The organism is Curvibacter gracilis ATCC BAA-807, assembly GCF_000518645.1.
GTDB lineage: Bacteria > Pseudomonadota > Gammaproteobacteria > Burkholderiales > Burkholderiaceae_C > Curvibacter > Curvibacter gracilis.
Map to the genome: position 1 here is coordinate 33960 of NZ_JADZ01000015.1, position 19418 is coordinate 53377.

Consider the following 19418-nt stretch of genomic DNA (forward strand, 5'->3'; position numbering starts at 1 on the left):
TGCCGGCGATGGGGCCGGTTCAGCTCAGGCTCACACCTGCACCAGACCCGGCGTGGCCTGCCAGCGGCCGGCCTTGTCGACCACCAGCACATCCACCGCCCACTGCGGGGCCAGTTGCAGCGCGCCCTCGAAGCCGGCCACGAACATCACCTTGGTCAGGGCATCGGCCAGCGCGCACGAGGATGCGGCCACGGTGACGGCGGCCAGGCCGGTGGGGGAGTAGCCGGTGTGGGGGTCGAAGATGTGGTGGTGTCGGCGGTCGGCGCTGAAGGTGGTCTGGTTGTCGGCCGAGGTGGCGATGCAGCGCCCACCCAAGGCCAGCCGGGTCAGCATGGCGCTTTCGTCGCGCGGGTTGGCAATGCCCAGCACCCAGCCGCGCTGCGCATTGGGCCGGCCCAGGGCGGCCCATTCGCCGGTGTTGATCAGGGCATGCTCGATGCCATGCTCGCGCAAGGTGGCGCGCACCCGGTCGGCCGCGTAGCCCTGGGCAATGCCGTTGAGGGTGACGGCCATGCCCGGCACGCCCAGGCTGATCTGTTGCGCATCCAGCTGCAGTTGCCGCCAGTCGACCTTGGCACGCGCCTCCGACACGGCCTGGGCGCTGGGCAACTGCCCCTCTCGGCCGGCCGACTCGAAGGCCTCCCACAGGGGCTGAACCGTCACATCGAAACTGCCCTGGCTGCGTGCCGACACCTGCTGCGCCAACTGCAGCACCTGCAGCAGATCGGCGTCGGGCTGGCGCAGCCGCCCGTGGCGGTTCAGGCGGCGCAAGGCGCTGTCGGGCTGGAACAGGCTCATCTGCGACTCGATGTGGCGCAGCGTGGCCACCGCCGCGTCCAGCGCCGCGTCGGCCTGCTCGCCGTCGCGGTGGGCCACCCGCAAGGACAGCACGGTGCCCAAGGCCACCATCGACCGGTCTCGCCAGACCAGGCCCTCCAGCGCCAGATCGCTGGCAAAGCGGCGCGGCGCCCGCCGCTCGGCGCCAAAGGCCCGGCCCAGCATGCCGGTGGCCCCCAGCCCCAGGCTGGTCTGCAAGAAAACGCGCTTGTTCATGTTGTCTCCTCCTGAATCGACATCGGCGGCAAAGGGGTGACGCGGATCACGCGGGCGCGGCCCGGTTGGCGTTGCTGCTGGATGCGGGGTACGCACAAGGTGTCGCTCTCATAGATCACCACGCAGTCCAGGCACTGAAAGCACTCGTCGTAGTCCACCCGGCCGCTGCGCTCGATGGCCTGGTAGGCGCAATCGCTGCGGCAGCGCTGGCAGGGTTGGCCGCACTCGCTGCGCCGGGCGATCCAGTCGAAGCGGCGCAGCCGCCCGAGCCAGACCATGCCCGCCCCCAGCGGGCACAGGTAGCGGCAGTAGCCCTTGTAGAAAAAGGCGCTGAAGCCCACCAGCGCCAGCGCCCACAGCACATAGGGCCAGGCCCGCACGAAGTTGAGCGTGATGCTGGTCTTGAAGGGCTCGACCTCGACCAGGCGATCGGTCCAGGTGACCGACAGGCAGGCGCTCAGCAGGATGACGATCAGCACGGCGTGCTTGATGCGCTTGAGCCGGGCGTCCCAGCGCTCGGGCACCTTGCGCGCCCGCAGGCCCAGGCGGCGCGCCAGCTGGCTGCTCAGGTCCTGCAGGGCGCCGAAGGGGCACAGCCAGCCGCAGAAGGTGCCGCGCCCCCACAGCACAAAGCTCAGCGCCACAAAGGCCCACAGCGACACGGTCATGGGGTCGTACAGGAAGAAGTCCAGGCTGCGCCGCGCCAGCAGCGCCTGCAGCAGGGCCGTCAGGTTGACGACGGACAGCTGCCCCTGGGCAAACCAGCCGATGAAGCCCAGGGTGAACAGCAGGTAGCCGTTGCGAAACCAGCGCAGGCGCTGCGGGTGCCGGCTCAGGCGCTCGGGGCGGCTCAGCACCACCGCCAGCACCGCCAGGGCCAGCACCAGCACCGCCAGCTCCCAGGCGCGGCTGATCCAGATGCTGTGCCAGGTCTTGCTGTCGCTGGCCCCGGCCTCCACGTAGGCCTCGGGCAGGCGCACGGAGAAGTCGAAGCTGCGCCGCACCTTCTCGGGGTAGATGGCGCCCTTGCTGCGCGTGACCTGCAGGCCGAAATCGAGCGGCTGGGCCGGGTCCAGCCCGGCCGCACCGATGACGCGGAACACCCGCCACTCCGCGCCCTTCAAGGCCTCAGGCAGGTGCAGGGGCTGCTTCAGGTCGGTGTCGAGGTCGCGCATCTCCAGCGGCAGCTTCTGCTGCTGCAGGGTCAGGCGATCGGGCACGGCGCCGCGCACAAAGTCGTCACCCAGCATCGAATAGCGCCCCTCGGCCAGCAGCAGCAAGGCGTGGTCGCCGGGCTCGATGCTGCGGTTCAGGGCCTCCCAGTCGGCCGGGCTCAGCAGGTTGCGCCCCACGGCCGGCACACTGAGCCAGGCAAAGTGCAGGTCGACAAAGCGTTCCTCGGGGCGGGCCAGGGCCTGGGCATCCTGGCCCTCACCCACGGTGCCGGCAAAGGCCTGCTCGATGTCGCGATTGAGAAAGCGCCGGCTCACCACCAGCCCCGCCTTCTGCAGGCCGGCCCAGTCCAGCGGCTGGAACACGCCGGGGCGGATGTGGGCGATCAGATCGGGGTCGCGCCCCTCGCCAAAGCCGAGACGGGCACGCGCCACCTTCAGCGAGGCCGACAGCAGCGACTGGTTGAGGATGCGCACCGAGGCCGTGGCCTTGGCCACCCCGTCGATGCTGACATTGCTGCCCGAACGGTCGCCCCGGCCTTGCGGCGCGCCGATGCGGATGTTCTGCGTCAGCGACAGGCCCTTGTACTGCTCGACGAAGGCATGCATGGGCGCCTCGCCCAGGCCGTCGAGAAACACCGGCTCGTGCTGCGACAGCACGCGCACATCCACGAAGCGGCCCTTGGCATCGAGCAGCACCAACAGGTTGAAGGGCGTGCCCGAGAACCCGGGCAAGGGCGCCAGGTCGATCGACTCGAAGGCATAGGCCACCACCGGGGTCGCGGTGGCGTCTTGCTTGAGGATGGGCCAGACCGGCAGGTCGCTTGCCTTCTCACCCACGATGAGGGGCGAGGGAAAGGCCTTCTCCATCGCGGCGCGGTCCATCACGCCGGCCTGGGCCAGGCCGGCCAGGGCCCACAGCAACAGGCTGGCAAGCCAGGGCCACAGCCCCCTCCAGGCACCGGGCTTGCGGGTTTTCACGGAGCGCGACAGGCCCGCCACGGCGGCTGTGACACGCGGACGACTGCAACAGTCGCGACAAGGCCATCGATTCATTCTGGTACAGCTCTCCGGGTATTCACGGAGCCCTGGAGGGGCTCTTTGTCATGCTGCACCGCACCCAGCCGGCGTCGCGGCAGGCCCACACCGAACCTGGCCGCCATCCAAGGGGGCCCGCCCCTGAAAACCCCGCTCTGCAAGGGAAAAAATCCCGCATTCCGGGGCTTCGGCACGATCAGCAATCGCTGTTTTCAATGCAGGTTTCGGGCCCGCGCCACCCGGGTTTCCACGGAGCCGAAAGCGCTGCCCGCCGAGCGTGAAAGGACTGGTACGCATATTGCGGAGAAGGCCGCCGGGTACATGTCGTTTCACCCAGGATGAGTACAACGAGGAGATCAAGATGAAACTGAAATTGTTGGCCGCTTTGATGGCCGTGGGCATGGGCGTCGGCAACCAGGCAGCACATGCCGTGGTGACGCAGGAGATGGTGGACAACGCCGCCGGTGACACCAAAGAGGTGTTGACCTGGGGCATGGGCAACGAGGGCCAGCGCTACTCGCCGCTCAAGCAGGTGAACACCGACACGGTGAAGCGCCTGGTGCCGGCGTGGAGCTTCTCCTTCGGCGGCGAGAAGCAGCGCGGCCAGGAGTCACAGCCTGTGATCCACAACGGCAAGATGTTTGTCACGGCCTCTTACTCGCGCATCTACGCGCTCGATGCCGCCACCGGCCAGAAGCTCTGGAAGTACGAGCACCGCCTGCCCGAAGGCATCATGCCCTGCTGCGACGTGGTCAACCGCGGCGCCGCCCTGTTCGACAACCTGGTGATCTTCGCCACGCTGGACGCCCAGCTGGTGGCCCTGAACCAGGACAACGGCGAAGTGGTCTGGAAAGAGAAGATCGACGACTACCGCGCCGGTTACTCGGCCACGGCCGCCCCCATCGTGGCCAATGGCCTGCTGCTGACCGGTGTGTCGGGCGGTGAGTTCGGCGTGGTGGGCCGCGTCGAAGCGCGCGATGCCAAGACCGGCCGCCTGGTCTGGACCCGCCCCACGGTGGAAGGCCACATGGGCTACACCTACGACAAAGACGGCAAGGCCACCGAGAACGGCGTTTCGGGCGACACCAACAAGAGCTGGCCCGGCGACCTCTGGAAAACCGGCGGCGCAGCCACCTGGCTGGGCGGCACTTACGACAAGCGCACCGGCCTGGCCTACTTCGGCGCCGGCAACCCCGCGCCCTGGAACAGCCACCTGCGCAAGGGCGACAACCTGTTCTCCAGCTCCACCGTGGCCATCGACGTGAAGACCGGCCAGATCAAGTGGCACTACCAGAACACGCCCAACGACGCCTGGGACTTCGACGGGGTGAACGAATTCATCACCTTCGACATGGATGGCAAGCGCGTGGGCGGCAAGGCCGACCGCAACGGCTACTTCTATGTGAACGACGCCACCACCGGCAAGCTGGTCAATGCCTTCCCCTTCGTGCGCAAGACCACCTGGGCCAATGGCATCGATCTGAAGACCGGCCGCCCGAACTTCGTGCCTGAGAACCGCCCGGGCGACCCGACCGCCGGTGCCGACGGCAAGAAGGGCAGCGCCGTGTTCGCCGCCCCCGGCTTCCTGGGCGGCAAGAACCAGATGCCCATGGCCTACAGCCCGGACACCAAGATGTTCTACGTGCCCGCCAACGAATGGGGCATGGAGATCTGGAACGAGCCCATCGCTTACAAGAAGGGCGCGGCCTACCTGGGTGCCGGCTTCACCATCAAGCCCCTCAACGAGGACTACATCGGCGCGCTGCGCGCGGTGGACCCGAAGAGCGGCAAGATCATGTGGGAAGTCAAGAACAACGCCCCGCTGTGGGGTGGCGTGATGACCACCGCCGGCAACCTGGTGTTCTGGGGCACGCCGGAGGGCTTCCTGAAGGCCGCCGATGCCAAGACCGGCAAGGTGGTGTGGCAGTTCCAGACCGGCTCGGGCGTGGTGGCCCCCCCGGTCACCTGGCAGAAGGACGGCCAGCAGTTTGTGGCCGTGGTCTCGGGCTGGGGTGGTGCGGTGCCGCTGTGGGGCGGCGACGTGGCCAAGCGCGTGAACTTCCTGGAGCAAGGCGGCAGCGTGTGGGTGTTCAAGCTGGCTGACGCCAAGTAAGCCGGGCTGCCAAGCCTGTGCCACCCGCGCCGCGGCGGGCCCCGATCTCCGGGGCCCGCCGCGGCGTTTTTCATCGCCGGGGCGCCCCAAGATGCCCCCCCCATGGGGTGCAGCGACCACGCGCAGCGAGGGAGTGTGGGGGGGCATTTTCCAGGGGCACACAGGTGGCGCATCGTCGATACCGCTCAGAACTTCAGCACGGCCTTCACGCCCATCACCCAGTTGCGCCCCGGGGCCGGTTCGTAGAACTGGCTGTTGGCCTGGTTGACGATGAGCGAGCCCACGTATTGACGGTCGGCCAGGTTGTCCACGCGCAGGAACTCGGTGAGCTGCCAGGCCCCCACTTGCTGGCGCGCCACCACGCGCGCATTGAGCACGCCGTAGCCGCCCGCGAACGCGGTGTTGGCATCGGAGGCGGCCATGTTGCCCACTAGGCGGGCCTCGACGCCGGCCTCCCAGGCCCGGTCGGGCTTTTGCCAGACCAGCTCGGTGAACAGGCTGCGCGCAGGCACGCCGGGCAGGCGCCGGCCGGCGGCGATCAGCACCGGGGTGGCGGCGGCGTAGCTGGTGTAGGCCTGATCGACCGTGGCACTCAAAAAGCTCAGCGCCGTGTTGGAGCGCAGCTGCCACGGCAGTTCGGCCGCCAGGCTGAGCTCGAAGCCCTGGCGGCGGGTGCGCGGCGCGTTCATGAAGGCGGTGCGTCCGCTGTTGCTGGCCGCGATCACGATGTCGTTGCTGGTCTTGGACGAGAACAGCGCGGCCTGCCCGCGCACGCCCTGGGCCAGCTCGGCCTTCAGGCCCAGTTCGATCTGATGGGTGCTGGCCGCCTGCAGGCTGAAGTTGCCGGTGTTGGCCACGCTGCTGTTGATCAGTGCGGCCGGGGTGTAGGCCAACTGGTTCAGCGTGGGGGTGTCAAAGCCGCTGCCATACGACACATAGACGTTGGTGTCGTCTCGCAGGTAGTGCTGCCACGACAGCATGCCGGTGGTGGCGCGGAAGCGGCTCAGGCCGGTGCCGGGCTGCTTGTTGTTGCTTTGCGAGCCCAGCTCGGTGCTGGAGTGGCGCAGGCCGGCGCTCACGGTGTCGCGCTCGCCCAGGCGCAGCTCGGCCTGCAGGTAGGTGTCGAGGTTGCTGGCGTACTGGCTCAGGTCCTGGTTGCTGGCCGTGCTGAGCTGGGCCTGGCCGGCCACGTTGTTGGCGGTCAGGCGGCGGTCGTTGTTGCGGTTGCTGTCCAGCCCGGCCACCCATTGCAAGGGCAGGCCGGCGAGCGTGGTCTTCTGCTGCCAGTGCATATCCAGCCCATAGAAGGTGCGGGCCAGGTTGATCACGCCGTTGCTGGCCGGCGTGACGCCCGAGACAGCCGAGCCGGCGAGAAACTGCTGGGTCTTGCGCTCGCCGTAGTAGGGCGAGATCACCAGGCTGTTGCTGGCATCGAAGGCGTGGGTGAGCACCATGCCGCCCTGGGTCTGGCGCACCGTCTTGCGGGTGTCGTAGGCCAGGGCAAAGTTGCCGGCCTGGGTGCGGTTCTGCTGCAGCTGGGTGGCAGTCAGGCCCAGCGGGTCTTGCGCGCTCAGGTCGACCTGGTTGGCCACCAGCTGCACCTGGGTGCCGGTGGAGAGCGTAAAGCCCAGCTTGGCATTGCTGTTGTCGCGCGTGGCCGCGCTGTGCTGGCGGTAGCCGGTGCTTTCGAGCTTGCCGGTGTTGAGCACGTAGTTGATGCCGTCTTGCTCGCCCGTGGCCTTGAGGCCGTACTTGCGCAGGCCGTAGGAGCCGGTTTCATAGTAGGGCGTGAGCTGCAGGCCGGGCTGGCCTTTTTCGGTGAAGACGCTGATCACGCCGCCCGAGGCATTGCCATACAGCACCGAGAACGGCCCGCGCAAGACCTCGATGTGGTCGGCCGAGGCCAGGTCGATGTGCGAGATCTGGCCCTGGCCGTCGGCCACGGTGCCGGGGATGCCGTCGACCAGGATGCGCAGGCCGCGCGCGCCGAAGGTGGAGTTGGCGCCGAAGCCGCGCGAGGAGATCTGCAGATCCTGCGCGTAGTTCTGGCGGTTCAGCGCATACAGGCCGGGCACCCGCACCAGCGACTCCGACAGGTTGGCCTGGGCCTGGCCCTCCTGGATCTGCTCGCGCGAGACGAGGTTGACCGAGGCCGCGGTGTCCATGATCTTCTGCTCGGCGCGGCTGGCCGAGACCACCACATCGGACAGGCTTTGCGCGGCGGCGCCGCCCGCCAACAGGCAGCAGCACAGGGCGGCACCGGCCGTGGCCGTGCAACGGAATCGGGAGGGCAACAGAAGATGAGGGGGCGGGCAAAAAGAGGACATGGGCAGGTTCAACAATCGGTGAAGGCCATGCAGCGGAGACAGCCCGCTGCTTGGGAACCCAGTGTGCGCAATCAGCGCCCCCGGCGCCATCGGTGGGATCTGTATTTGGGGCTCATGATTTTCATGAAATGGCCGCCGCTACGGGCAAACCCGAGTGCCCATGGGCGCTAGCATCAGCGATATGCCGAACCCCGCCCCCTGCCCCACCCGGAGCGCGCCCCCATGAGCCTGCGCCTGCAAGTGAACCTGATCATCACTGTGTTGCTGGGCTTGATGGCTTCGCTGCTGGTGGGCCTGCAGATCGACAACACCCGGCGCAGCGTGCGCGACGAGGTGGAGGGCGCCAACGTGGTGGCCAGCCAGTTGCTGGGCCGGGTGAACTGGGTGTACGGCTATGGCGGCCTGGACGGCATGCGCGAGTTCCTCAATGGCGTGGGCCGGGTGCGCGCCAACGACATCCAGCTGTTTGATGCGCTGGGCCAGCAGCTGTACCGTTCGCCCCCCTCGCCCTACAAGCCCGGGCGCGAGGCCCCGGGCTGGTACACCCGGCTGGTGTCGCCGCCCCTGGCCCCGCGTGAGATTGCCCTGCCCAGCGGCCGCATCGTGCTGTATGCCGACCCTTCTCGCGCGGTGCTCGACGGCTGGGACGACCTGCTGCCCACGCTGGGTGGGGTGCTGGCCGGCTTTGCCCTGGCCAACGCCGCGGTGTGGGCCCTGATGGGCCGCGCCCTGAAGCCGCTGCAGCAGGTGGCCGAGGGCCTGCGCGCCATGGAGGGCGGGCACTACGCGATCCGCCTGCCCGAGCGCGGCGGGCACGAGCCGCGCCTGGTGGCCCAGGCCTTCAACCGCATGGCCCAGGCGGTGCAGGACAAGGCCGAGGCCCAGCGCGCCGCCCAGGAGGCCCGCCAGGCCCTGGCCGAGAGCCGCGAACTGGCCCAGCTGGTGCACGCCCGCATCGAAGAGGAGCGCGGGGCCATCGCCCGCGAGTTGCACGACGAACTGGGCCAGCAGATCACGGCCATCAAGAGCGCGGGCCTGACCATCCAGCGCCGCATCGGCCCCGGCGACCCGGCGCTGAACCAGTCGGCGCAACTGGTGCTGAGCTGCGCCGACCACATCTACGAGGGCATGCACAGGCTGGTGGCCCGCCTGCGGCCCTTGGCGCTCGAGCCCTTCGGGCTGAGCGACGCCTTGCAAGACCTGCTGGGCGACTGGCGCCAGAGCCACCCAGGCCTGCAGTTCTCACTGCGCCTGGAGGGCCCGCTGGACAGCCTGGACGAAGCCACCGCCAGCGCGACCTACCGCATCGTGCAGGAGGCCGTGACCAATGCGCAGCGCCACGCCCAGGCGCGGCACATCGAGGTGGCGGTGACGGTGCAGGCACAAAGCGTGCTGCTGTGGGTGGCCGACGACGGGCAGGGGCAGCTGGACGCCCTGCACGCGCCGCGCCATTACGGCGTGGCCGGCATGCGCGAACGCGCCCAGGCCCTGGGCGGCGAGCTGGTGTTTGAACAACGCCCCACGGGCGGCCTGGCCTTGCGCGCCCGGCTGCCACGCGCGGGCCTGAAGGGAGATGGCGCGTGAGGGTGATGCTGGTGGATGACCACGCCGTGGTCCGCATGGGGTTCAAGCTGCTGCTGCAGGCCGAGCCCGACATCGAGGTGGTGGCCGAGGCCGACAGCGGCGAGGCGGCCTGCCAGGGCGTGGCCGCCGCCGCGCCCGATGTGGTGGTGATGGACCTGTCCATGGCCGGCATGGGCGGGCTGGAGGCCATCAAGCGGCTGCTGGCGCACCAGCCGCAACTGCGCATCCTGGCGCTGTCGGCCCATGAGGACACCAGCCACTCGCGCCGCGCCCTGCAGGCCGGGGCCCTGGGCTACCTGTCCAAACGCAGCGCACCCGAGGCCCTGATCGACGCCTTGCGCAGCATCGCGCGCGGCCAGCGCTACCTGGACGCGGCCATCGCCCAGCGCATGGCCATGCAAGACCTGGACGGTGGGCCGCAGGGGCCGCTGGGCCCGGTGGGCCAGCTGTCGGCGCGCGAGTTCGAGGTCTTCATGCAGCTGGCGCGTGGCCAGTCGGTGGCCCAGATCTCGGAGGCCCTGAAGCTCAGCGCCTCCACCGTGGGCACCCACCTCTACAACGTGAAACAGAAGCTGGGCCTGAGCAACCAGGCCGAGATGACCCTGCTGGCCCTGCGCCATGGGCTGATCGACGTGGGCAGCTGAGCCGCTCCACCGGCAGGCCCCAGGGAAAGCCCCTGCCCGCCTGCTCCAGCCTGGCACACCGCGAACAGGCCACGACAGGCCCAAGACACACATCCGGGGTCAGATCTGTCACAGAGGGGGCGCCAAGCGCCCCTGGCAGGGCCCGACACCCGGCCTGCAGGGCCTGGCACGCGTGTTGCAAAAAGCAGGGCATCCCAACAACGGGGAAGCCACCGGCATTCCCGCCCCCTGACAGGAGACATCCATGACCGCATCCAGCAACCGCCGCCAGTTCATCTGCCACCTTGCCGTGGCAGGCACCGCCCTCGCCAGCAGCGCCGCCCAGGCCCAGGCGGGCGCCCATGTGGACGAAGCCAGCGACCAGGCCATGGCCCTGGGCTACAAGCACGACACCAAGCACGTGGATGCCAAGAAGTACGCCCAGCACACCCCGCAGCAGCGCTGCCACAACTGCTCGTTCTACCAGGGCAAGCCCACCGATGAATGGGGTGGCTGCGCCATGTTCGGCCGCAAGCACGTGGCCGGCAACGGCTGGTGCTCGGCCTGGAACAAGGCGCCGGGCTGAGGCGTCAGGGCGAGGCGGGCGTCGGGGTTTGACGCCTGGCAGGGCGACCCGAGGCGGCCTACCATGGCGGCCACACCCGAGGAGACCCGTCATGCCCAGCGTCCGCTTTGAAGCCGCCGACCCGATCTGCACCATCACCCTGGACCGCCCGGACAAGCGCAACGCCGTCGACGGCGTGGTGGCCGCCGAGTTGCGCGACGCCTTTGAATGCTTTGAGGCCGATCCCGCGTTGCGGGTGGCGGTGCTGACGGGTGCGGGCGGCCATTTTTGCGCCGGGGCCGATCTGGCCGCCGTGAGCGACCCGGCGCGGCGCAACGAGCTCGCCCCCGAAGGCGGGGGCAGCGGACCCATGGGGCCCACCCGCATGGCACTGAGCAAGCCCATGATTGCCGCGATCCAGGGCTATGCCGTGGCCGGTGGGCTGGAGCTGGCCTTGCTGGCCGACCTGCGCGTGGCCGATGAAGAGGCCACGCTGGGCGTGTTCTGCCGACGCTGGGGCGTGCCCCTGATCGATGGCGGCACCGTGCGCCTGCCCCGCCTGGTGGGCATGGGCCGGGCGCTGGACCTGATCCTGACCGGGCGCCCCGTCAGCGCGGCCGAGGCCCTGGCGATGGGACTGGTGAACCGCGTCACGCCGCCCGGCCAGGCCCTGGCCGTGGCGCAGGCCCTGGCGCGAGAGATCGCCGCCTTTCCGCAGCAATGCATGCTGACCGACCGGCATTCGGCCTACGCCCAATGGGACCTGCCACTGGACGAGGCGCTGCGCCAGGAAGGCCGCCTGGGCGTGCCCCTGGTGGCCGCCGAGGGCGAGGCCGGCGCGGCCCGCTTTGCGCAAGGGGCTGGGCGGCACGGGCGCTTTCAGGATTGAGCGCCTTTTCAACGCTTGGGCGTTGACACCCAGTTCTCCAGCGCCAACGCAGGCACACGCTCGAACTCCGACGTGTTGTTCGTCACCAGCACCAGGCCTTCACTGCGTGCATGGCCTGCAATGTGCAGATCGTTCACGCCGATGGGCTGGCCGAGTTTCTCCAGCGCAGCACGGATGGCGCCGTAATGCTGCGCGGCCCTGGCGCCATAAGGCAGGACTTCCAAACGGCTGCAAAAATCTTCGACAGCGGACAGGTTCTCACTCACCCGGCTGCTCTTTTCCGCACCGTGCAAGAGCTCGGCCAAGGTGATGGAAGAGATGGCCATGCGACCTGCATTGGCATTGAATGTTGACAACGCCTCGACAGGGCGTCGCTTCAGAACGTAGATGACGATGTTGGTGTCCAGCAGGTAGCGCAACATCAGAGGTCTTCCCGCTCAGCCTGCTGCTGACTTGCACGTTCGGGCAGGAAGTCGTCACTGACGGGGGGGCCGCCGAGAAAAAAGCTGTCCCAAGATTGCCCCAGGGGAGCGATGATTCGCTCGTTGCCTTTGACTCGTATCACGACCTTGTGAACACCTTCAGGCAGGCGGACATCCAGTGGCAGGCGGACAGCCTGGGTACGGTTGTTGATGAACACGGTGCCGATGGACATACATACCTCCTCAAAGACGTATATAGCTATTGTATAGCGCACTTTCGATGCTCACAATTCAGCGGGCGCGCCACCCTACCGGACTACCGAGGCCCACCTATTTTCAGTGGCGGCAGTCCCGCAACGAGAGCATCACCAGGTGTCCACAAACCGCCCCGGCTGGCGTGGCTGCTGGGTGGCCGAGGCCAGGCCGCGCAGCAGCCAGCTGCGGGTGTCGGCCGGGTCGATCACGGCATCGATCTCCAGCGTGGCGGCCATGTTCATGGCTTCGCCGTTGGCGTACTGCTGATCGACCAGGCGCTTGAACAGCGCTTCGCGCTCGGGCCCGGCGGGCGCCGCCTCCAGCTCTTTGCGGAAGCCCAGGCGCACGGCCCCTTCCAGGCCCATGGCGCCGAACTCGCCCGTGGGCCAGGCGACAGTGAACACCGGCGCATCAAAGCCGCCGGCCGTCATGGCCTGGGCGCCCAGGCCGTAGCCCTTGCGCAGCACCACGGCAAAAAAGGGCACGCTGAGGTGGGCCGCCACCACGAACATGCGGCACACATGGCGCACCTGGGCCTGGGCCTCGATGTCGGGCCCGACCATGAAGCCCGGGGTGTCGGTCAGCGAGACGATGGGCAGGCCGTGGGCATTGCACAGCTGCATGAAGCGGGCCGCCTTGTCGGCGGCCTCCACATCGATGGCGCCGCCCAGGTGCTTGGGGTTGTTGGCGATCAGGCCCACGGCCCGGCCCTCGATGCGCGCCAGCGCCGTCACCATGCCGGCACCAAAGCCCGCGCGCAGCTCCAGCAGCGAGCCCTCGTCGACCAGGCCGCGCATCACCTCGCGCACCTCGTACACGCGCAGGCGGTTTTCCGGCACGGCATGGCGCAGCAGCCGCTGATCCGGCGCAGCCCAGCCCGCCACGGGGCCCTGGAAATACGACAGGTACTGACGCGCCACCGCCACGGCTTCGGCCTCGTCGCGCACCAGCACATCGATCACGCCATTGGCCGACTGCACCCCGCTGGGCCCGATCTGCTCGGGCTTGAACACGCCCAGGCCGCCGCCCTCGATCATGGCCGGCCCGCTCATGCCGATGTTGCTGGCCTCGGTGGCGATGATCACATCGGCACAGCCCAGCAAGGCGGCATTGCCGGCAAAGCAGCGCCCGTGCACGATGCCCACCACCGGCACCTGGCCCGACAGGGCCGCAAAGCGGCTGAAGGTGTGGTTGTTGAGGCCGGCCACGATGGGCATGTCGGTGTCGCCCGGGCGCCCGCCGCCGCCCTCGGCAAACAGCACCACGGGCAGACGCAGCTGGTGCGCCAGCGCCAGCATGCGGTCGGTCTTGTGGTGGTTGCGCATGCCCTGGGTGCCGGCCAGCACGGTGTAGTCGTAGGCCATGACCACGGCGCGCGAGCGCTCGGGGCCGAACTGCGCTGCGTTGACGCTGCCGATGCCCGTCACCATGCCGTCGGCCGGGGTGTTGGCCACCAGGTCTTCGAGGCTGCGGCGGCGGGTCTGGGCGGCAATGGCCAGTGCGCCGTATTCGATGAAGCTGTCGGCATCGCACAGGTCGGCGATGTTCTCGCGGGCGGTGCGCCCGCCCTGGGCGTGGCGCTTGGCCACAGCCGCCGGGCGGTTCTGGTCGAGGGTGTGGGCGTGGCGGTCGATGACGCGCTGCAGATCGGGGCGGATGTGGTCCGGGTCGAGCGTCTGCAGCACGGCCTGGGCCTGCAGCTCGCCGGCCACCGGCTCGAGCACCAGCACCGCCTGGCCCGCGCTCAGGTAGTCGCCCGGCACCGCCGCCAGGGCCAGCACGCGGCCGGCCTGCGGGGCCTGCAGCACGTGCTCCATCTTCATGGCCTCGAGCACCGCCAGCGGCGCGCCGGCGGGCAGCACATCGCCCACCGCCACATGGAACTGCACCAGGCGCGCCGGCATGGGGGCGGCCACCGCGCCCTCGGGCAAGGCGGGCGCACTGGCGCGTGACTCGCCGGGCGCGGCCTGCGAGCGGGTGGCAACCACGGGCAGGGCCGCCAGCAGCTCGGGCAGCACCTGCTCCAGCCAACGGGTGTGGATCTGCTGGCTGGCCATCTCGGGCCGTGCCGCGAGGGCCTGCAGCAGGCCCAGGTTGGTGGCCAGGCCTTCGATGCGGCACTCGGCCAGGGCGCGCTGTGAGCGCCGCAACACATCGGCAAAGGCCGGGCTGCGCGAACTGACGATGAGCTTGGCCAGCAAGGTGTCGTAATGCGGCGAGGGGCTGGCCCCGGCCACGCCATGGGTGTCGATGCGGATGCCGGGGCCGGTGGGCAGGTCGAAACGGCTCAGGGTGCCGTGGCCCGGCGTGGCCTGGCCATCGGCGCTGAGGGTTTCCGCGTTGATGCGCCACTGCACGGCATAGCCGCGAGGTTCAGGCGGGCGCAGCGAATCCAGCCCGAGCTGGGCCAGGCTGCGGCCGCCGGCCAGGGCGATCTGCAGCTGCACCAGGTCCAGGCCGGTCACTTCTTCGGTGACGGTGTGCTCGACCTGCAGCCGGGCATTGGCCTCGATGAAGACAAAGGGCAGGTCCGCCGAGGCCAGGTCGACCAGGAACTCGAAGGTGCCCAGGCCCTGGTAGTGCAGCTCGCGCGCCAGGCGCAGGGCTGCTTCGGTGAGGGCGGCGCGCAGGCCCGGCGTGAGCGAAGGGCTGGGCGCCACCTCGACCAGCTTCTGAAAGCGCCGCTGCACGCTGCATTCGCGCTCGCCCAGGGCCATCACCTGGTGGCCGTCGCCCAGCACCTGCACCTCGATGTGGCGGGCGCCGGTCATGAGGCGCTCCACATAGACGCCCTCGACCCCGAAGGCGGCCAGCGCCTCGGAGCGGCAGCGCAGCCAGGCCTCGGGCAGCTCGTCGGGGTGCTGCACGGCGCGCATGCCGCGCCCGCCGCCGCCCCCCACGGCCTTGACCATCACGCCCGCGCCCTGCTGGGCCGCCATGAAGGCCTGGGCCGCCTCGAGCGTGACGGCCCCGGTGCTGCCCGGCATCAGCGGCACGCCACAGCGCTGGGCCAGGGCCCGTGCAGCCGCCTTGTCACCGAGGGTGTTGAGTGTGTCCACGCCGGGCCCGATGAAGCGCAGGCCGGCCTGGGCACAGGCCTCGGCGAAGTCGGCACGCTCGCTGAGAAAGCCGTAGCCGGGGTGCACGGCCTGGCAGCCGGTGTCGCGCGCCACGGCGATCAGGGCCGCCGCATCGAGGTAGGCGGCCGGGCCGGTGGCGGTCAGCGCCACGGCCTGGTCGGCCGCCTGCACATGGGGCGCGTGGGCATCGTCCTGGGCATGCACGGCCACGCTGGCAATGCCCATTTCATGCAGGGCGCGCACGATGCGCAAGGCCACCTCGCCACGGTTGGCGACCAGGACTTTGGAAAACACAGGATGGCTCACAAGGGCTCCAGACCGGTTGAAACAGGGATGCGCCAGGGCGCAAAAAAGCAGGGGATCAGGGGTTCAGGCCACGTCGCGCAGCAGGCGGCGCAGCACCTTGCCGGCACCGGTGGCGGGCAGCGCGTCGATGAAGCGGACCTCACGCGGGGCCTTGTAGGGGGCCATGTTCTCACGCGACCACTGCAGCAGCTCGGCGGCCTCGAGCGTGGCGCCAGGCTTGCGCACGATGAAGGCGCGCACCACCTCGCCCTTGTCGGGGTCGGGCACGCCCAGCACGGCGGCCTGGGCCACCGCGGGGTGCTTGATCAGGATGGTTTCGACCTCTTCGGGGAACACGCTGTAGCCCGAGACCTTGATCATCTCCTTGAAGCGACCGATGAAGGTGAGGTAGCCGTCGGCATCGAGCCGGCCCATGTCACCGGTCCAGACCCAGCCCTGGCGCAGGGTCTTGGCGGTGGCCTCGGGCTGGTTCCAGTAGCCCTTGAAATTGCCCGGGCTGCGCAGGGTGATCTCGCCCACTTCGCCGGGGGGCAGGGTGGCACCGGTCTCGGGGTCGACGATGCGGATCTCGTTGCCGGGCACGGCCTTGCCGTGCGCGCCCCAGCGGATGGCGTCGTGCGGCATGTAGGTGTCGACCGTGTGGGTCTCGCTCAGACCGTAGGCGGCCTCGAAGCTGGTGCAGTTCGGGGCCAGGCCCTGCCATTGGCGCGCCAGCGCTTCGGTGAAGGTGATGCCGAAGCTGGTGACGGGGTTCATGCGCAGGGCCGAGAAGTCGAGCTCGCGCACCCCGCTCACCTGCATCACCGCCACGTTCATGGGGGCGATGCTGTACCACCAGCTGACGCGGTGCCGGGCCAGCGCCTGGGCCGTGGCCAGCGGGTCGAAACGCTGCAGCAGCACGGTGGTGGCCCCGGTGTAGACCGGCACGTTGATGCCCATCACCATGCCGGCGATGTGGTACAGCGGGGCAATCGCCAGCAGCACGTCGTCACGGCTGACCACGTTGCAGTTCGAGGCGGCTGCGGTCTTGAACAAGGCGTTGCCGTAGCTCAGCATGGCGCCCTTGGGCAGGCCGGTGGTGCCCGAGGTGTAGGTCATCAGGGCCACATCATCGAGGCGGATCGTCACCGGCGCGGGCTGGCCGCCGGCGTCGAGCGCGGCCTGGAAGTCTTCGCAGCCCGCAGGCAGCGGCAGGGGGGCGTCGCGCAAGGCCAGCAACTCGGGCGGCACATCGAGGGCCGGGTCCGTCGGCAGCCAGGCGGCCTGGCGCACCATGAAGACCTGCTGCAGGGCGGTCTGGGCGCGCACCTTTTCAACCACCGGCAGCAGGCTGTCGGCCGCCACGATGACCCGGGCGCGCAGGTCGTTGAGCTGGTAGCTGAGCTCATGCTCCTTGTTGAGCGGGCCGCAGGGGCAGACGATGGCGCCGATCTTCTGGATGCCGAAATGCGCCACCACGTACTGCGGGCAGTTGCCCAGGAACAGGGCCACCGGCTCGCCGGGCTGCACCTGAAGTGCCTGCAGGCGCGCGGCAAAGGCGTCGCTGGCACGGTCGATCTCAGCCCAGCTGAGGGCGCGCCCGTACCAGAGGTAGGCCACCGCCTCGGGTCGCTCGCGGGCGTGGCGACGCAGGTGTTCGTGCAGCGGGAGTTCGGCAACAGCGGGGGTCTGCACGGTCTGGGCGGTCGGGGCCATGGTGTCTCCTTGGGTGTTATGGGGATGGCCCGGGGCATGGGGGGTCGGCCCCGGGCGATGCATCAGGGTTTGCGATAGGACTGAACCCCCATCGGCGGCTTGCCAATATATACCGTCAGGTAGAACAATGCTACCCAAAGGTATAACCGGCGCGACAGGCAAAATCTGGCCATGAGCAAAAAATCAACCCCTCCCCGTGGCCGCCAGAAGGCCGACACCGCCCGCACCGACGAGAAGCGCGAGAGCATCCTGCGCGCCGCCGAAGGCCTGTTCGCCGAGCAGGGCTATGCCAACACCACCATCGACCAGATCGCCCAGCGCCTGGGGGTGACCAAGCCTTTCGTCTACTACTACTTCCACAACAAGCTCGAGATCTTCGAGCAACTGTCCTGGCGCCCGGCCGTGGCCTGCTTCACCAGCATGGACTTTGCCGCCGACGACCCGCGCCCCGCGCATGAAAAGGTGACCGAAGGCATCGAACGGCTGATCCGCGCCACGCTGGCGCACTACCCGGCGGCCTTCTTCCCCTACCGCGAGCCGCAGGTCTACCGCCCCGAGTACCTGGTGGCCCAGAAAAAGCTGGCCAACCACTTCTACGACCGGCTGTGCGCCCTGCTGGAGCAGGGGCGCAGCGAAGGCATGTTCGATTTCGACGAGACCCGCATCACCGCCCTGGCGGCCTGCAGCCTGCCCGGCTTTCTGTACAACTGGTACCGCCCCGATGGCCGCATGGGCCCCGAGGAGCTGGTGCAGACCCTGGCCCCGCTGGCCTGGCGCGTTCTGGGCCTGCGGCGCAGCCGCCGGCGCGGCACGGCCGCCACCTGAGCATGCGGGGGGCTGCATGAGAACAGCCGGGCGGATGGATTCCTTCAGGCGGCCCGCCGGGTCGCCCTTTCACACCCCAAACCGGAGACACCCATGAACCATCCCCCGTGCCGATCTGGCCGATCTGGCCGATCTGGCCGACATGACCAATATGGCCGCCACGTGCTCAGTGCCGCAGCCCTGCTGCTGGCTGGCCTCACCACAAACGCCCAGGCCGCGCCGGGCGAGGTCGGCTTCAAGGTGGCCTACATCGATCCGCTGTCGGGGCCGTTTGCCAATGTGGGCGAGCTGATGCTCACCCACACCCAGTTCGCGATCGAAGAGATCAATGCCAAGGGCGGCATCGCCGTGGCTGGCCAGGGCCCGGTGAAGCTGCAGCTGCTGCAGTTCGACAGCAAGCTGTCGGCCCAGGAAAGCCTGAGCGCGCTGCAATCGGCCATCGACCAAGGCGCCCGCGCCATCGTCACCGGGGGCTCGGGCTCGTCGGTGGTGGCGGCGCTGGTGCAGGCCGCGGCCAAGCACAACGAGCGCAACCCCGATCGAGCGGTGCTGGTGCTGAACCACTCCTCCATCGACCCCGACCTGACCGGCAAATCGTGCAACTTCTGGCACTTTCAGTTCGAGGCCAACACGGCCATGAAGATGAAGGCCATTGCCAACACCATCAAGAAGATGCCCGAGGTCAAGAAGGTGTACCTGCTGAACCAGGACTACGCCCACGGCAAGCAGTGGGCGCACTATGGGCAGGAGCTGGTGGGCCTGGCGAGGCCCGACATCCAGTTCGTGGGCGAGACCCTGCACCCGATCGGGCGAGTGAAGGATTTTTCGCCCTATGTGGCCAAGATGAAGGCCGCGGGTGCCGACTCGGTGATCACCGGCAACTGGGGCCAGGACATGACGCTGCTGCTCAAGGCGGCGGGCGATGCCGGCTATGGGCTGCGCTATTTCAACCACAGCGCGGGCTCGATCCCGGGCACCGTGCTGGCCGTGTCGCAGGCCAAGCTGGGCCAGCTGACCTGGGTGGCCGAGTGGCACCCCGGTGAGGCCGGCACACCCCGGGTCGACGCCCTGGCCAAGGCCTACAAGGCCCGCACCGGCAAGGAGTTTCTGGCGCCCCGCATCGACATGACGCCGCGCTTCCTGGCCGCAGCCATCCAGAAGGCGCAGTCGCTGGACGCGGTCAAGATCGCCCGTTCGCTCGAAGACCTGACCCTGGACACCCCTGTGGGCCCGGTGCGCATGCGCGGCGAAGACCACCAGGCCCTGCTGCCCCAGGTGGTCAACACCATCGCGCCGGTCGACGGCAAGACCGTCAAGGTGGGCTGGGAAGGCACGAACTATGGCTTCCGCACCGATGCGATGTACACCGGCAACGAGCTGGCCCAGGGCACCGAATGCCGCATGACACGCCCGCAATGAATGCGGGGCTGGCGCCTGAAGCGGCTTGAGATGGTCTGAGGTGGCTTGAGAC

At 69.0% G+C, this 19418-nt stretch carries 14 protein-coding genes; 7 read left to right on the forward strand and 7 right to left on the reverse strand.

Translation table 11 applies throughout. The features are described from left to right. Positions 1–30: 30 nt before the first annotated feature. Complete coding sequence (locus L880_RS0113205; protein WP_027476085.1) at positions 31–1053, reverse strand: FAD:protein FMN transferase; 1023 nt, start codon at positions 1051–1053, stop codon at positions 31–33. Beyond that, the gene (locus tag L880_RS0113210) at positions 1050–3110 is read right to left on the reverse strand and encodes a 4Fe-4S binding protein (RefSeq protein WP_425389185.1); all 2061 of its coding nucleotides are present in this window, start codon (positions 3108–3110) and stop codon (positions 1050–1052) included. Before L880_RS0113210 ends, L880_RS0113205 begins: the two co-directional genes overlap by 4 nt. Before the next feature lie 514 nt (positions 3111–3624). Between L880_RS0113210 and L880_RS0113215 the strand changes: the two genes are divergently transcribed. Next, entirely contained in the window at positions 3625–5376 is a 1752-nt protein-coding gene (locus tag L880_RS0113215; RefSeq protein ID WP_027476087.1) for a PQQ-dependent methanol/ethanol family dehydrogenase, read from the forward strand. 185 nt (positions 5377–5561) lie between these two features. Here the strand turns inward: L880_RS0113215 and L880_RS0113220 are convergent, their stop codons facing one another. Beyond that, positions 5562–7670: a TonB-dependent receptor family protein gene (locus L880_RS0113220; RefSeq protein WP_043329463.1), complete on the reverse strand. Its 2109-nt coding sequence runs from the start codon at positions 7668–7670 to the stop codon at positions 5562–5564. Between the two features lie 255 nt (positions 7671–7925). Between L880_RS0113220 and L880_RS0113225 the strand changes: the two genes are divergently transcribed. From L880_RS0113225 to L880_RS0113240, 4 genes are all read left to right on the forward strand, one after another. Beyond that, positions 7926–9287, forward strand: a complete 1362-nt coding sequence (locus L880_RS0113225) for a HAMP domain-containing sensor histidine kinase (RefSeq protein WP_027476089.1) — start codon at positions 7926–7928, stop codon at positions 9285–9287. 5 nt (positions 9288–9292) lie between these two features. Beyond that, on the forward strand, positions 9293–9931 hold the full coding sequence (locus L880_RS0113230; RefSeq protein WP_027476090.1) for a response regulator: 639 nt from the start codon (positions 9293–9295) through the stop codon (positions 9929–9931). A gap of 244 nt (positions 9932–10175) precedes the next feature. Beyond that, a complete protein-coding gene (locus L880_RS0113235) occupies positions 10176–10496 on the forward strand; it encodes a high-potential iron-sulfur protein (protein WP_027476091.1) in 321 nt (106 codons plus the stop codon). Between the two features lie 91 nt (positions 10497–10587). Next, entirely contained in the window at positions 10588–11364 is a 777-nt protein-coding gene (locus L880_RS0113240) for a crotonase/enoyl-CoA hydratase family protein (RefSeq protein WP_027476092.1), read from the forward strand. 8 nt (positions 11365–11372) lie between these two features. Here the strand turns inward: L880_RS0113240 and vapC are convergent, their stop codons facing one another. From vapC to L880_RS0113260, 4 genes are all read right to left on the reverse strand, one after another. After that, entirely contained in the window at positions 11373–11786 is a 414-nt protein-coding gene (vapC, locus tag L880_RS0113245; RefSeq protein ID WP_019575777.1) for a type II toxin-antitoxin system tRNA(fMet)-specific endonuclease VapC, read from the reverse strand. Then, positions 11786–12019, reverse strand: coding sequence for a type II toxin-antitoxin system VapB family antitoxin (vapB, locus tag L880_RS0113250; RefSeq protein WP_027476093.1), 234 nt, complete (start codon positions 12017–12019; stop codon positions 11786–11788). Before vapB ends, vapC begins: the two co-directional genes overlap by 1 nt. 132 nt (positions 12020–12151) lie before the next feature. Continuing rightward, positions 12152–15415 (reverse strand): carboxyl transferase domain-containing protein, encoded by a 3264-nt coding sequence (locus tag L880_RS0113255; protein WP_027476094.1) that lies wholly within the window; start codon positions 15413–15415, stop codon positions 12152–12154. A 75-nt stretch (positions 15416–15490) separates the two neighbouring features. Continuing rightward, positions 15491–17122, reverse strand: coding sequence for an AMP-binding protein (locus L880_RS0113260; RefSeq protein ID WP_051443291.1), 1632 nt, complete (start codon positions 17120–17122; stop codon positions 15491–15493). 171 nt (positions 17123–17293) lie between these two features. Between L880_RS0113260 and L880_RS0113265 the strand changes: the two genes are divergently transcribed. After that, the gene (locus L880_RS0113265; RefSeq protein WP_027476096.1) at positions 17294–17947 is read left to right on the forward strand and encodes a TetR/AcrR family transcriptional regulator; all 654 of its coding nucleotides are present in this window, start codon (positions 17294–17296) and stop codon (positions 17945–17947) included. A 93-nt stretch (positions 17948–18040) separates the two neighbouring features. Then, positions 18041–19366 (forward strand): branched-chain amino acid ABC transporter substrate-binding protein, encoded by a 1326-nt coding sequence (locus L880_RS0113270; RefSeq protein WP_157462858.1) that lies wholly within the window; start codon positions 18041–18043, stop codon positions 19364–19366. The last annotated feature ends 52 nt before the right edge of the window (positions 19367–19418 follow it).